This is a genomic window from Breznakiella homolactica (assembly GCF_016616095.2).
In the GTDB taxonomy this organism is placed as follows: domain Bacteria; phylum Spirochaetota; class Spirochaetia; order Treponematales; family Breznakiellaceae; genus Breznakiella; species Breznakiella homolactica.
Genome location: NZ_CP067089.2, coordinates 2699771 through 2715244, shown reverse-complemented (window position 1 = coordinate 2715244; position 15474 = coordinate 2699771). Strand labels below are relative to the sequence as shown.

General features: G+C 56.0%; 11 protein-coding genes. 9 read left to right on the top strand and 2 right to left on the bottom strand.

All coding sequences use genetic code 11. The features are described from left to right. The first annotated feature begins 12 nt into the window (after nucleotides 1-12). On the top strand, nucleotides 13-657 hold the full coding sequence (locus JFL75_RS12240; RefSeq protein WP_215626969.1) for a lactate utilization protein: 645 nt from the start codon (nucleotides 13-15) through the stop codon (nucleotides 655-657). A gap of 86 nt (nucleotides 658-743) precedes the next feature. On the opposite strand, the gene JFL75_RS12235 is transcribed toward JFL75_RS12240, so the two are convergent. Beyond that, entirely contained in the window at nucleotides 744-1190 is a 447-nt protein-coding gene (locus tag JFL75_RS12235; protein WP_215626968.1) for an Hsp20/alpha crystallin family protein, read from the bottom strand. Between the two features lie 748 nt (nucleotides 1191-1938). On the opposite strand from JFL75_RS12235, the gene JFL75_RS12230 reads away from it, so the two are divergent. The 5 genes from JFL75_RS12230 (at nucleotide 1939) to JFL75_RS12210 (ending at nucleotide 10291) form a co-directional block, all read left to right on the top strand. Beyond that, nucleotides 1939-3951: a plasmid pRiA4b ORF-3 family protein gene (locus tag JFL75_RS12230; protein WP_215626967.1), complete on the top strand. Its 2013-nt coding sequence runs from the start codon at nucleotides 1939-1941 to the stop codon at nucleotides 3949-3951. Between the two features lie 57 nt (nucleotides 3952-4008). Continuing rightward, nucleotides 4009-4494 carry a PTS sugar transporter subunit IIA gene (locus tag JFL75_RS12225; RefSeq protein ID WP_215626966.1) on the top strand — a complete coding sequence of 162 codons (486 nt, stop codon included), beginning with the start codon at nucleotides 4009-4011 and terminating at the stop codon, nucleotides 4492-4494. Between the two features lie 10 nt (nucleotides 4495-4504). Beyond that, on the top strand, nucleotides 4505-5107 hold the full coding sequence (locus JFL75_RS12220) for a LiaF domain-containing protein (RefSeq protein WP_215626965.1): 603 nt from the start codon (nucleotides 4505-4507) through the stop codon (nucleotides 5105-5107). A gap of 59 nt (nucleotides 5108-5166) precedes the next feature. After that, nucleotides 5167-7128: a transketolase gene (gene tkt / locus JFL75_RS12215; RefSeq protein WP_215626964.1), complete on the top strand. Its 1962-nt coding sequence runs from the start codon at nucleotides 5167-5169 to the stop codon at nucleotides 7126-7128. A gap of 172 nt (nucleotides 7129-7300) precedes the next feature. Further along, nucleotides 7301-10291, top strand: a complete 2991-nt coding sequence (locus tag JFL75_RS12210; protein ID WP_215626963.1) for a right-handed parallel beta-helix repeat-containing protein — start codon at nucleotides 7301-7303, stop codon at nucleotides 10289-10291. Between the two features lie 9 nt (nucleotides 10292-10300). Here the strand turns inward: JFL75_RS12210 and JFL75_RS12205 are convergent, their stop codons facing one another. Next, entirely contained in the window at nucleotides 10301-11800 is a 1500-nt protein-coding gene (locus tag JFL75_RS12205) for a hypothetical protein (RefSeq protein ID WP_223292640.1), read from the bottom strand. Nucleotides 11801-12000: 200 nt separating this feature from the next. Between JFL75_RS12205 and trxB the strand changes: the two genes are divergently transcribed. From trxB to JFL75_RS12190, 3 genes are read left to right on the top strand one after another with little or no spacing between them, the layout of a single operon-like run. Then, nucleotides 12001-12942 carry a thioredoxin-disulfide reductase gene (trxB, locus tag JFL75_RS12200; RefSeq protein WP_215626962.1) on the top strand — a complete coding sequence of 314 codons (942 nt, stop codon included), beginning with the start codon at nucleotides 12001-12003 and terminating at the stop codon, nucleotides 12940-12942. Beyond that, entirely contained in the window at nucleotides 12939-14621 is a 1683-nt protein-coding gene (locus JFL75_RS12195; protein WP_215626961.1) for a glycoside hydrolase family 3 protein, read from the top strand. Before trxB ends, JFL75_RS12195 begins: the two co-directional genes overlap by 4 nt. Next, entirely contained in the window at nucleotides 14614-15444 is an 831-nt protein-coding gene (locus JFL75_RS12190; RefSeq protein ID WP_215626960.1) for a GNAT family N-acetyltransferase, read from the top strand. Before JFL75_RS12195 ends, JFL75_RS12190 begins: the two co-directional genes overlap by 8 nt. The last annotated feature ends 30 nt before the right edge of the window (nucleotides 15445-15474 follow it).

The following is a 15474-nucleotide window of genomic DNA, read 5'->3' as shown; positions in this document are numbered from 1 at the left end:
AGGAGTTTGGAGATGGATACGACACCCTATCAGCTGCGGAACGATAAACTGGGGCCGAGAATAGCCGATGCCCTGAAAAAACGCCACTTTGAGGCGTGGTACTGCGCGGATCCGGCGGACGCTCTGAAACAGGTATTCGATTTGATCCCCCAATCGGATACGGTATCCTGGGGCGGTTCCGTAACCGCCGAAACCCTGGGAATCCAGAAGACCCTCAGGGAACGGGGATATACCGTGATCGACCGTGATACGGCCCAATCAAAGGAGGAGCGGACCGAGCTTATGCGTCAGGCTCTTCTGTGCGATACCTTTATCACCAGCTCCAACGCCGTCACCGAAGACGGACAGTTGGTTAATGTCGACGGCAACGGCAACCGGGTCGCCGCGATGTGCTTCGGTCCGCGCAGCGTTATCGTTGTCGCCGGGATGAACAAGGTTGTCAAAACCCTGGAGGACGCGGTGCAGCGGGCCCGGACCATAGCCGGTCCGATCAATATGCAACGGTTCCCCGCGCTTTCGGCCCCCTGCAGCGTAAACGGCGCCTGCGCAAACTGCAGTTCCCTGGATTCCATCTGTTCCTATATTGTCACCACCCGGCTGTGCAAACCCGCCGGCAGGATCAAGGTGATTCTCATCGGCGGAGAATTCGGGTTTTAAATCCTGCGCAAAAAAAGGCCGGAACATCAGTGATGCCCCGGCCGCTCCTTTCCTTCAAAGCTCCGTCAGACGGAACTTTCCGTCACTTACTTGCTCTCGATTTCGATGAGCCGTTTCTTGGCTTCCGCCTGTTTTTTAATTTCAAGACTCAGAATACCGTTTTTGAAGCGGGCGGAAATGCTTTCCCGGTCCGCGTCTTCCGGCAGTCTGAATGACCTGCTGAAGGACGAACTCCTCCGTTCACGCAGGACGAAATTGTCTTCCTTCTTTTCGGTTTCCTCGGCTTTCTTGGATTCTATGGTGAGGGTTCTTCCGTCCGCGTGGACTTCTACACTTTTCTCATCATAGCCGGGAAGCTCCACATCGATGGTGTAGCCTTCGTCGTTTTCCCTGATGTCCGCCGCGGGAACAAAGTTCCCACTCCGCATCGCGGGGGTTAAAGGTGAATCACCGAAGAATGACTCCATGTAGCGGTCAAAATCATTCAGTGCCTTATCGATAGATACGGGCCGGTAAAGGGTAACAGATTTCATATGATACCTCCAGGTTCATTTATATAAAGTTTCCGGGATGTTCCGGACCAACTGTCCTTTTGCATCCTCATGTATATATAAGCAGGATCCGTGCCAAGTTTCTCAGAAGATTGCCGGTTTTCGGCGAAAATTTTTAATTTATTGTATTATAAAGAAATATGATGAAATTAAACTATTCCGCGCGGACGGAATTTTCTTAACCCCCGGCAGGTTTTTCCGGAGAAACGATATTTATTTTCTGGAATGCGTCAAAACGACCCAAGTGTGTCATTTTGGGATTTTGCGCGGTCAAAAGTGACCCAGATATGCTGTTTTCATAACCGTGCATGGATCTGCTTGGACTGCCGTTCTCCGGAACCGCCCCAGCCCGGAAAAAAAGCCGGACCGAGGAACCCGAAGTGGGGGTGGCGTAAGACTTGCCGCCTGCGGCGCCAAGTCTTTTAGGAGTTTTGCAGAGCAAAACTCCACAGATGGGCCGGCAAGGCTGGAGTCAGGGGGAGCCGCCCGCCGGAAACAGTTACCCCCTGCAGGTAGAAGCACCAAGCATCCGGCCATGATGGCAGCGCCGGGTGGCGTATAAAAAGGGGATTGAGCGCCTTTCGAGGCCGCAGGCCGACGAGGAGCCAATCCCCTTTTTATACGTCAGGACCCGCGGTCCTGGTATAACCGGATGTTTGGTGTATATACAACCCTGTGCTCCCCCATCTCTTGATTCCATAGGCGTTTCCGGGCAATATTGTAATCATAGATGACCGTTACCCAAGAAGATGCATTGTACGATTTTCTCGAAAATGCAACAGAACCATTTACCATTGATGATGTGATTTCATTTATCCGTATGGTTGACTCCCAGGGAACCCGGCGGCTGTCCATGGAAATATCCGCCCTGGTAAACGCCCGGAACCTGGCGTTTCATATTGATAAAAAACATCTTATTTCCCGGCGGGGCTGCTTTGAGCCGGTCCGTTTTGTGATTAAGCCTTCCCGGCTTGAAATCATGAACGGCATCCTTATTCCCGGCCACCGGTGTGTTCCCTTCGCCAACCCCATTCTGCTTCCCCACGAATATATCTTTACCTGGAAGGGGGAACCCATTCCCCTTACCACCACCGAAGCGCCGCCGGAGGAGTTTTATCCCTATTACGGCCTTTTCGGGGAGGAGTACGCTCCCCAGTATATTGCCCGGGATAATCCGGAAAACGAGAGCGCCTTTAACGCCGACCCCTACGAAGACCCGCCGGAAGTTTCCCTGCATACCCTGGATATGCGGAATATATACCGGGAAACTTCGTTTGTACCTGACGACGTGTTTTCGGTACAAACCATTGACTGGAAGGGCGGAACCTTCGAGCTCGAACGGGTTCCTAAGGATACCTGGAACCAGACAGAATTGTACGACTGGTTTGAGGCAGCCGAGGCGGGGTTCCGGGACGCCTTTAAATACAAGGGTCCCGGCTCCTCCACGGAGGAACAGATCTCCTACGCCTACTGGTACGGGGGCAAGCGTATGCGGGAACTTCCCGCCTACGCTCTGGACGATTTTATCTATAACAAAACAGAGCAGATTGAAACCGTCCCCTATGGTATCGAGACCCGTTTCTGGTACGCCGGCAAGGAGATTCCCGATCAGGTCCATTACTACGCGGACCAGGCCCCTCCGGACAGGACCCTGGTGGAAGAAGTTCTCTTCCGCCATGGTATTCCCGTTTCGGAATACGCGGTGCAGTCCTATATCCGCGATGCCCTGTTCCGCAGGGAGGAGGATCCGGGAAAAATACTGCGGCGGATAGTGCCGCCGGTTATTACCCTTAACCGGGACGAGGAACGGTATCTTTCCCGGTATATCGAAGACGTGTACGCTGAATTTTCAGAGCAGGACTCGCGGTTCGCGGAAAAAGCCATGGGTGATACCCGCCTCCGGGTGGGGGAGCTCCATACGGCGGTGGCGGATCTTATGGCCCGGCTCAAGCGGGCGGATATCGACAGTTCATGGTATCCCAAGCATACCTTTGTCATTCTTTCACAGATCCAGGGGCACGCCGCCAGCGTGCTGGAGGATCTCGATGTGGATGAAGCGCCGTCGGAATCCGAACTGGAAGCCATCGAAAATTCCCTGGACAGCATGATAGAAACCTATGAGGACATGAAGGATCTTATAGATGAATCCATGGACAGCTTCCGGCGGTGTAATCTTTCGGTAGTAAAGCCCGGCGCCGCGGCGGGACCCGGCCTCGGGGGGATGGTTGTCCAGGCGACCCTGGGCGGCACCGATGTATGGCGCCGCTTCGTGGTTTCCGACCAATACAGTCTCCGGGAAGTTCACCGTATTATCCAGATCCTGTACGGCTGGACCGGAAAATACCAGTACAGTTTCAGTACCGAGGGAAAATCCCAGGACACCGCCGGGCAGAGCGGTTCTCCCCTGGATCCGGAGTTAAAGATAAGCGACCTGAAATCCCAGAGTATCATGGAACTGTGGTACGAATACGGCAGCAAATGGCTGGTAAAGATACTGCTTCTTTTTAACCAGGAAATGAAGGATGATACCGCCGTCGCCTGTATATCCGGCGCCGGCGCGTCCCCGCCGGAATCCCTTGGGGGACCGCTGCGGTTCCGGCGTTTTGTTTCCGCCCTTAAACACGAAACGGGTCCGGAAAATAAACTGGCCCGCCACGAACTGGGGGCCGATTTCGATCCCAACGCGTTCGACCTTGAGGAATACAACGGCCGTCTTGCCCGGGCATTCTCAGAAACGCGGTAAAAGACTACAATAAAACCCGGATATTCTATTTCTGGGATGTAAGAATTGGAGGAAACCATGGCGCCATTGCAGGCGGGGCCGGACATTGCGGAACTCATTAACCGGGGCGGGATACATTACGGTATCACCGGATCAGGGGAAAAGGAAATTCTCCGGTCCTGTATAGAAAAAATTCACCTGCCTCCGTCCCTGGATCCGGAAGCGCTTCTCCGGGCTATGCTGGAGCGGGAGGATCTTATGCCCACCTCTGTGGGGAACGGCATTGCCATTCCCCATCCGCGCAGCCCCCTGATCAGCAATCCCGATGAGCAGTTTGTGGCGGTCTGTTTTCTTAAAGAAGATACGGACTGGAAAGCCCTGGACAGTAAGCCCGTAACAACCCTGATCCTGATCGTTTCCGCGTCGACCAAAGAGCATCTGCAGATACTTTCGGGCGTAAGTTTCCTCTGCCAGCAGGAATCCTTCCGGAGACTGCTCAAAGATAACGCTCCCGGGGAAGAAATTTTAGCGGCGGTCCGGGCGGCCGAAGAGACCTGGGGATAGGCGGCGCAGCATGGAACGAATGCCAAAGGAAGTCCGGTTGGATGAACGGAAAAACAGAGCCATAGAAACTCTTTCGGTGCAGTATTCCCACAATGAGCTTCCTCTCGAAGAGTACGAACGGCTTGTGGAATACATCAACCGCGCCGAAAGCGACCGGGAGCTGGTGATAATTGAAAAAATAGTCCGGGAATCGTCCCTGTATTCCCGGGGGCCGGATGAACGGGGCGAAGCCGGCTATTCCCGGCGGCGGACATCCGGAAGTCCCGCCCTGACAAGTTTCGCCATACTGTCCACAAGAAATGTATCCGGGGATGCCATCGCGGAAAAAGGCCAGACCTTTATCAGCCTGCTGGGCACCCATACCATCGATATATACGAAGACGACCTGCCTCCGGGCCGGACCGAAGTCGACGTAGTGGCCATTCTGGGAGAGGTCCGGTTCAGGGTTCCTCCGGGGATAACCGTCAGGATGAACGCGGTCCCGGTACTGGGGGAGGCTAAGATTGCCCGGGGCATCGATACCGGAAAGGACGGCTACAACACCCGGGAACTGGTAATCAACGGTTCCGCGGTGCTTGGTACCATCAGCGTTAAGCCGTACAAAAAAAGATAGGCCGGACTGTCTGTCCCGGCCGGATTGTATATGAGAAATTTCTTGAAGAGGAGTTATATATGAACATCAAGGCTTTGGAAAAAGTCGCCCTCAGCGTCAGGGCGCTTTCAATGGACGCCATCGAAAAGGCCAATTCCGGCCATCCCGGACTTCCCATGGGGGCCGCGGAATTAGGCGCGATCCTGTATGGGGAAATCCTCAAACACGATCCGGCGGATCCCGCCTGGACCGACCGGGACCGCTTTGTGCTGTCCGCCGGACACGGCTCAATGCTGCTGTATTCAATGCTGTATCTGTCGGGTTACAAAAGTATCACATTGGATGATATCAAAAACTTCCGCCAGATCGGTTCTCCCTGCGCGGGCCATCCGGAATACGGAATGGCCGCGGGTATTGAAACCACCACCGGCCCCCTTGGACAGGGCATCGCCAACGCCGTGGGGATGGCCATCGCCGAATCCATGCTGGCCGCCCGCTTCAATACCGGCAAGCATAACGTCGTTGACCATTATACCTACGCCCTCACCGGCGACGGCTGCCTCCAGGAAGGTGTATCCGCGGAAGCCAGCTCCCTGGCGGGCCATCTTAAACTCGGCAAGCTCATTGTGTATTACGATTCCAACAGCATCACCATTGACGGCAGGACGGATATTTCGTTTACCGAAGATACGGCCAAGCGCTATGAGGCTTACGGCTGGCAGGTTCTGAAGGGGTCGATGTACGATTTTGAGGAAATCCAGCGGCTTACCGCCCAGGCCAAGGCGGAAACGGGCAAACCGACTCTCATAATTCTCAAGTCCATTATCGGGAAAGGGGCTCCCCACAAACAGGATACCGCCGGCATTCACGGCGCGCCCCTGGGCGCCGAGGAACTGGCCGCCGCCAAGGCGAATCTCGGTATTTCCGGCGATTTCTACACAGCCCCCGAATCCGCGGCGTATTTCGCGGAAAAGCAGGGTGAATGGAAGAAGAACCATGCGGCCTGGCAGGAAATGTTCGAAGCCTGGTCAAAGGAAAATCCGGACAAGCGGAAGGAATGGGACAGCTTCCATTCGGGTACCGCCGTTTCCGCGGCGCTTCCGGAATTCAAAACCGGTGAAAAAATCGCTACCCGCAACGCTTCCAATAAAGTCCTGGCAGCTATCGCCGCGGCGAATACCAACCTGGTCGGCGGGTCAGCGGATCTCAAGGGACCCAATGCGGTGGCTATTCCCGAAGCCGGGGACTATACCCCGGAAAGCCGCACCGGCAGGTACCTATACTACGGTATCCGGGAATTCGGTATGGCGGCAATTTCCAACGGCATCCAGATCCACGGCGGACTCCGGGCCTTCTGCGCGACCTTCCTGGTGTTTACCGATTACCTCCGGCCGGCACTGCGGCTTTCAGCCCTGATGAACCAGCCCGTGGTGTACGTAATGACCCATGATTCAATCTTTATCGGGGAGGACGGCCCCACCCATCAGCCGGTGGAACATGTGACGTCCCTGCGGATTATCCCCAATGTCCGGGTACTCCGGCCCGGGGACGCGGAAGAAACCGCCCAGGCCTGGACCATGGCCATGGAACGCCGCGACGGTCCCACGGTGCTTGTCCTGAGCCGGCAGAATCTTACGGTTTTTGCCAAGGATGACCCGGACTGGAAAAATACCATCCGGACCGGCGCGTATATTGTTAAAAAAACCGAAGGAACCCCCGATGTGGTGGTCATCGCCACGGGGTCCGAGGTATCCCTTGCCCTGGCGGCCGCGGAAAAAGTGCCGGGCAAAAAAGTCCAGGTGGTTTCCATGGCAAGCCGGGAGCTCTTCGAGTCCCAGCCGGAAAACATCCGGAACACCATTGTTCCCGCGGGCGTACGGGTGGTTACCTGCGAAGCGGGTACAAAGACGGGCTGGGAACGCTGGGCAAAACCCGGGGATATCATGGCTGTCGACCGGTTCGGCGAATCCGGGCCCGGGGACAAAGTCGCCGCCCATCTGGGATTTACCGCCGACACCCTGGCGGCTATTATTAACCGGTAAAACCGCGAGAGCTGATTGAGGAGCCGGTAAACCTCTGGTTTGCCGGCTTTTTTATTCATCAATATAGTCTTATTGATTTAGTAATGATATAATTAAACAAGTGAAATATGGTCTGGTAAAAAGTTCTGTACGTAAATTTTCCCTCTATGTTCTGTTTCCATATATCCTGTGTATGGTTCTCCCGGGCTGTGACTTATTCAATCTTTCCGCGCCAGATTACATAGATGAATATACGTCGAACGCCTCTGCCGAACGGTGGGAATTCATCACCTCCTGGGATACAGCTCCCAATAACGGCAATGTTGTTATCGCCCCGGCCACGGCGGAAAATCCCGCGGTTCTGAGCATCCGTCTCCGCAATCCCCGGCAGTACAGCCTCGTGTATACGGTGGAGGTGAAAAATACGGATGGTACCTACGGCACGGCGGCGGCGGATTTTGCCGCGGCGGAAGCCGAACGCTACGACCGGGTGCTCATTAAATTATTCAAGGCGAAAATCCGGGATACCATACAGATCAGGCTCAGCTTCAGAACCACTGACGGACTCAGGACCTTCGAATCCTATGAAGTCCCTCTTATACACTGCAACACCCCGCCGGAGGCCGCGGAAAATCTTTCGGTAACTCTCTCGGGGAGTTACCCCCTGGCTTCCTGGACTATGAATGTTTCCGGCGACCATGATGATGTGGAAAAGCTGGTAATCCGTTACCGGGAAAAGGAAGGTTCACCCATAGCGGATGAATATTCCCGGCTTGGGGAAACCCTTTGGCGGAACGCCTCGGGAAAAACCATCACCTACGACACCCAATCCGAAACGTACAGCATCCTCTTTCCCATGCCGCAGGCCGCGGGAAGTTCCCTGACGGACCATTACAACTTCAGCGTAACCCTGTATGACGGCGACGGATTCTCCGCCGAAGCGGCGACGCCGGGTTTTGGTTTGTCACAGGCGCCGCTGGTCAGTATCGAAACGGTCAGTGAGGACAATGATGCCCGCACCGCCGCGGTGGGGCTTACCGCCGCGGCGGATAAAATATGGTACAAGGTGAACGCGGGAACCACGCTGCAGTATTGGGGGCCGTTTACGGTCGACGCCGGGGACGAAGTTACCGCCTGGTCGACGAAAACCGGCTGCACCGAATCGGAAAAAAACAAAAGCCTCATCCTTGTGTACGGTTCGGTATTTATCGATCCCGTGGCGGGAATAGATTCCGACCCCGGAGAACCCCGCAGAGGCTGGTTCCCGGGGTATCCGGTTCAAAGTGTAAATACGGGAATCGGAATGCTTAATTCCAAGTCCGTCCGTGATGGCGCCCTGTATCTCATGGGCACCTGGGATACTGTGAACCCTGGCATGGGGAGCGGCGGGCTCGTTGAAATCATCGGCTTCAGCGGATCAACGCTGAAGGTCCGGGGCTACGGCGGAGCCACTGTTCTGGATGCCGAAAATTCAGGCCGGGTTTTATATATCGACAACAGCTCCGCTTCTGTTACTCTCAAGGATCTGATCATTAAGAATGGAAAATACGAAAATGGAGGGGGAATCTATCTTGCTTCGGGTACATTGACAGTGGAAGATTGTACTGTTTTGGATAATTCCGCAGTAGCGCCTTCTTTCGGCAGCTCGATTTACGGCGGCGGTATATATATATCCGCCGGCGGGAACCTCACACTCCAGGGAAACACGTTAATTAAGAACAATAAATTATCTGATAGTACTTCTATGGGAATTGTTAGCGGATATGGAGGCGGGATATATGTCGGCAGCGGAGGAGCCGCAGTAATACAGGGAAATACTACAATCGAGGACAGTGCTTTTGATGACGGCGGCGGAAGTTTCCTCGGCATCTTTGAGGGCAACGGCGCAGGAATGTATATAGACACCGGCGGGTCCCTGACCGTACAGGACAATTCGGTGATTCAAAACAATCGCTTTGATATCGGAAGCGGCGGCGGAATATATCTTGGAAACAACGGGACTCTCATTATCCAGGGGAATGCGTCGATCTGGGGCAACAATGCGACTTACGGCGGAGGGGTATATGTATGGGGCAACCAATCCTCATTTATAATGAGAGGCGGAACCATCGGCGGTTACAACTCCGGGGAAGGAAATACTTCCAGCGGCGGCGGCGGCGGTTTGGAAGTAGCGTACGGACAATTCCGAATGGAAGGGGACGCGAAAATAATCGGAAATAAAACAACCGCTCAGGGCGGCGGCGGGATTCATCTGTCCCAGGGCGCTTCATTTACCATGACCGGCAACACTTTGATCGAAAAAAATGAAGCACCTCAAGGCGGCGGCGTGAATAACCCCGATACCACCACCTTCACCATGACCGGCGGAATTATCCGCGGAAATATTGCTTCCACCAACGGCGGCGGTGTGGCGACCTCTTCCCATACCACCTCAGGATTTACCATGTCCGGGAGCGCCCTTATCGAAAGCAATACCGCCCTGAGAGGCGGCGGTGTATATATGACCGACCCTGCCTGCAAGTTCACCATGACCGGCGGAACCATCCGTAACCACACCCTGCCCGCGGGCAGCGGCGGCGGCGGGCTGTATATCAGCGAAGGCACCTTTGCCATGTCCGGAAGCGCTGTTATCGAAAATAATTCCGCGGTCAGCGGCGGCGGTGTGTATATGCATAATAACGGATCTGTTTTTACCATGACCGGCGGAACCATCCGTAACCACATACTGTCCTCAGGTGCTGACGGCGGCGGTGTGCATATGAACGACGGCGCTTTTACCATGTCCGGGAGCGCCGTTATCGACAATAATTCCGCCGGCTTCGGCGGCGGACTCTATATCGGTAACGGCAACTTTACCATGACCGGCGGAACTATAAAAAACAACAGCGCTGTCGGAGGCGGCGGCGGAATTTGTGCAAACCAAAATATTCACTTGGGGGCCGCGGCGTATATTCCTTTAAATGATGTGTATCTGAGCAGCTTGAGCCGTATCGAGATTATTTCAAATCTCACCGGAAATCCCGCCGCGGTAATTACTCCGGATGCCTACAGCCGCACGGATCCTGTCCTGGAAGGCAGCGGTACGCTGGTCCAGGATAATTACCGAAGATTTTCAGTTTCCCGTGATGGCATGACCCCGTACTATCTTGACGTCAACGGCAAGCTGACAACAGCTTCGCCGTAGCGCCGCTGTTTATCGCTGATTCCGCAGCGCCTGTTCCGCCATATTCAGGTCCTGGGTCAGCTGGCGGTGACCGGGGAATTCTTCCAGGGCCCGCCGGGCCGCGTCCCGGGCGGCTTCGTAATCCCGCCGGTTGTACAGTTCCGCGAAGGCATTGTGAAGGTCCGCCGCCCGGTTGTCCCGGAAAATCCGGAGGGCATTGCTGAGCCGGGGATTGCTTCCGTATTGGCCGATCATGGTTTCGAGATACGCCGCGGCGCCTGCCCAGCCTTCGGCCGCCGCAATCCGTTCACCATCCTTGAGAATTACGAAAGTCCGCAGTTCCGAAGCCCTGGCCGCGGGTATGGCGGAACGGACTTCCGCCGCATCAATGGCTGCCAGAACCGGTCCGCTGTTTCCGTCCCTGCCCGCGTCTGAGGCCATCGCCGTCAGTTCTGCGTCCAGAACCATTCCCTCAAGGGTGCGGTAATTGGCGGAATTGACCTGACCCGCATTGGCTTCCAGGAGCGACCGGGCTCCGGCGGTGTCCCCGGCGCGTATTATTTTTACGAGGATATTATTAAGCGCGGTGAAGGTAAAATCCTCCCACCGGGACTCGTCCGTAAACCGGTACCGGGCGGCGGCGGCCCACTCCAGGGCTTCCCGCTCTTTGCCGGACTGTATCAGGGACGCGCCGTAGTTGAAGACCCGGTCAAGGACATCCTTCCGGGGATCCGTAAAAAAAGGCGGCTCAGCCGGGCTGCCGCTTCCGGAAAGCAGGGCCGCCCGGTCAAGGGCAAGTCCCACCGCTTCGGCGTACTGCCGCTGGGATTCAAGGCCGGCGATTCTGTTCGTAAAAATCAGTGAAATAAGCTCAAGTACGGTTAAATCGCCCCGTTCCCGGTAATTTCTCGGCGGAACGTAGGCGAAGCCGGTGGTCCTGCCGAACCGGTCCTGGAATTCCCGGCGGGTTCCCGGGTCGAATCCGTACTCGTTGGTGGTTTCCACGTCGATCAGTTCATCACCGGTATCCACTGCCACGAAGGCATGGTCCTTGGTTATGACTCCCCGGGTATCGAGCCCCGCGGCTTCGGCGAGAATCACGTACAGCACCGCGGAGGAGACACAGTTGTACCGTCCGGTTTCAACGAGAATATCGAGTCTGGTCTGGCGTTCGGAGTACGTTTTCAGAAACCGTTTATGCATAAAACCGAGGATAAATTCACCCCGCGCCCGGGCGTCCCGGGGCAGGGTGGGGCTGCTCCGCAGTTCTTCCGCGGCTGCGCGGATTGCCGCCGGGACAGAAAAGTCTCCGCCGGCGCCGGTCCAGCCGGAAGCCCACAGCGACGTATCCGCCATAATCTGCCAGTCATTTCCTTTTTCCCTGAACTCCGCGGCGTATTCGTATCCCCGGGGATCGGCCTCGAGCCGCGGAAATTCGGCGGTTCCCTGCTGCGCGGACACCGGAAAAAAGCCTGCCAGCATCAGAAAGAGGATACCCGTAAACAGCCGGCTTCTTTCAGGCAGCCACATAACCCATATCCCCCTCCCGCCGTGGCAGGAACCATACCCCATACACTCCGGCAGGACCCCCTGCCCCGGTATTCACTATGCTTCTGTGGGGAATCCTCCGTATACTGCGGTTACCCTGGTTAATTGACGGTTTCATAAAGCTATTAATATTATATAATGTATTCATATTTTCGGAAAATGTGAAATCCAAGGAGTATGGTATGGCAAAGCTTGACGCTGATCTTATAATAATAGGAGCGGGAACCGCGGGTCTCACCGCCGCCCAGTACGGCGCCCGGGCAAACCTGAATGTTCTGGTTCTGGAACAGATGGCCCCCGGCGGACAGGCCCTCCTCATCGACATCCTTGAGAATTTCCCCGGAAATATATCCAACAAATCGGGGTTTGAACTCGTCCAGGATCTGCACAAGCAGGCGGAACAGTTTGGGGCGAAATTTATGGTAGAATCCGCCCTGTCCCTGGAAAAAGACGGGGATGTTTTTAAAATAGGGCTCGGGAACGGGCAGACCGTAACCTCCCATACGGTGGTTCTTTCCACCGGAGCAAAACACCGTACCCTGGATATCCCCGGGGAAGACAAACTTTCCGGCAGGGGCGTTTCCTACTGTGCCACCTGCGACGGTCCCTTTTTTAAGGGCAAGAAAATATTCGTTGTCGGAGGCGGGGATTCCGCCTGTGTCGAATCGGAATATCTGGCGAATCTCACCGATAAGGTCGTGCTTATCCACCGGCGGGACCGTTTCCGGGCTCAGAAGGCTCTGGCCGAACGGGTGATACACAACCCGAATATTGACGTACGGTTTAAAACCAGAATGCTGGAAATAAAGGGCGATAATAAGGTTTCTTCGGTTGTGCTCGAGCGCCTCGATTCCGGGGAGATTTATGAAGAAGAAACCGACGCGGTTTTTGTTTTTATCGGTTCCATTCCCCAGACGAATCTGGTACCCGGGATCGATATGGATGAGGGCGGATACATAATAACCGACCAGTCCATGGCCAGCTCCATGCCCGGGCTGTTTATCGCCGGGGATGTCCGCTCCAGCCCCTTCCGTCAGGTGGTGGTAGCCGCCGCCGAAGGAGCCATTGCCGCCCACAGTGTTTCAATGTATATCGATGCTCTCAAGGGTGAAAGCTACCTGTGATACCGCGCCGGTTTCTGGTTATTCCCGTACTTCTGTGCCTGGCGGGCACACTCTTCGGCCTGGATTTTAATTCACCGGGAACCCCGGAGGAATTGTCCAGGGCCCTGGTTGATGAAATGACCGATGAGGAGGCCCTGGCCCAGACATTCATGCTCGGATGGGTCGGGGCAACTCCTTCGCCGCTTATCATGGACTGGATCCGGGACCGGAATATCGGCGGGGTTAAAATTTTCGGATGGAATACCGACAATACCCTCCAGCTCGCGGAAACCGTGGGGAACCTCCAGGAAAAAGCCCTGGAGGGCCGTCTCGGGATTCCCCTTTTTGTGGCCACCGACCAGGAAGGCGGGTGGATACGCCACGTAAAGGGAGCCACCAGCGAAACCCCGGGGAATATGGCCATCGGCGCGTCGGGTTATCCCATGGACGCGTACTACTCCGGGTATTACATCGGCCGGGAGCTGGCGCTCCTCGGGATTAATATGAATTTCGCCCCCACGGTGGATTTGTATACCAACCGGGATTCAACCCTGATAGGTTCCCGGGCCTTCGGGGATGATCCGGTAAAGGCAGGTATTCTCGGCGCCGCCTTTGTTAAAGGCCACCGGGATGCCGGGGTTATCGCCACGGCGAAACACTACCCCGGCCACGGAGATACGGACCTCGATTCCCATGGGGTGCTTCCGAAAATCGACGCGTCCTTTGACGTGCTCTGGAACCGGGAACTCGTTCCCTACCGCATGCTTTCAAAGGAAGGTATCCCCGCGATCATGAGCGGCCACCTCGCGTTTCCCATGACGCCCTCGGGCTCAACCCCGGCGTCGCTTTCATCATGGTTCCTCAAGGATATACTCCGGGATAAAATCGGATTTACGGGTCTTGTCATTACCGATGATCTGATGATGAACGGCGCCACCATGAGCGCCGGGAGCCTTTCCCGGGCGGCCAAGGAAGCCCTTCTCGCGGGAAACGATATCGTCATGCTGTCTAAGACTCCCAATATGAACGATGTGATCTGGCGATATCTTGCGGCTTCCATGGAAACCGACGCGGTGTTCCGGGAGTGTGTCCGGGATGCCGCCCGGCGTATTCTCAAGGCCAAGCTGGAATTCCTCCGGGGCGGCACCGCGGTTGCCTATATACCGGACCTGGATAAAGTCCGGACCGGAATTCCTGACCCCGAAGGATCGGCGTTTTTTCTCGACCTCGCGGCCCGGAGCGTTACCCTGGTGGAGAGTCCGGGAGACGATTCCGTATTTCCGCTCCTGCCGGAAGACGCGGGCTCGGTGCTCCTGGCGGGACAGTTCCGGGAGTTCTTTTCCGCCGGAAAAGCCGCCTTTCCCGATGCCCTGTCCTATTGGTACTCCCCGTCCCAGGGGACTGCTGAAATGCTGCGCTACGCCCGGCAGGCGGATACGATTATTTTCTGCCTTTCCGACGAAGCCGGACTCAGGGTTCTCCAGAACCTGCGCAGTCTGGGCAAGCGGGTTGTCGTTTTTTCAGTTCTGAGCCCCGTGTATCTCGATACGGTTCCCTGGATCGACGGGGCGGTGGCGGTGTACAGCTACGCGGCGGAATCCTTTATAGCGGGATTTTCAGCGATCCTGGGCCGTTTCCCTGCCAAGGGAACCATTCCATTCCCTCTGCATGAACCCCGCTGGACCGATCCCCATGGATAACCTCCGGCGCTGGAAACGCATGCGCCGGGAAAAAGATCCCGGCCTTGAGGCCTTTCTCCGGGACCATGAGCCGTATTGTGTTTCCGCCTGCGGACGGCTCCTTCGGGAAGGAGGCCGAAACCATATCTGGGGACGGTACAATGACGCCGGGACAATCGAGGCGCTGCTCATGCACAGCCGGCGTTCCCTGTTTCCGGTTTCCTGGGGAACAGGTCCGAAGCCGGAATTCCTTGACCGGTTCCTGAACAGATATAGTATCCACGCGGTCCAGGGACTCGCCGCCGATGTCGCGGTCCTGGACCGTATCCTCGCCGGGAAAGGACTCCCGCTTGCCGAAGGTATCGACTACGACCTGATGGCTCTTGATGGTGTTCCCGCCGCGCCGGAGCGTACCGGCGGACCTGTCCTGCGGGGTCCCGCGGCCGGGGATATGGATTCCCTGTACGAACTCCAGGCGGCATACGAAAAGGAGGAAGTCCTTCCCAAGGGGGCCGAATTCAATCCGGCGGCGTGCCGCCGTTCGGTGGAACGGATTGCGGCGGAGGAGGAAATTCTCGTGGCGGAACTCGGCGGCAGGCTTATCGGGAAGATCAATACCAATGCCCGTTCCTTTACGCGGTACCAGATCGGCGGTGTCTATGTGCTTCCGGAATTCCGGGGCAGGGGAATCGCGACCAGTATGGCCGCCGCCTTCGCCCGGGAGCTTTGCTCCAAAGGCTGGGGCCTTTCATTGTTTGTTAAAAAGAGTAATATACCAGCCAGGACGGTTTATGACCGCATCGGGTTTAAAACAATCGCCGATTTCCGCATAAGCTATTATTAGCGGGCCCCCGGCATTGGTGTACAAATATAA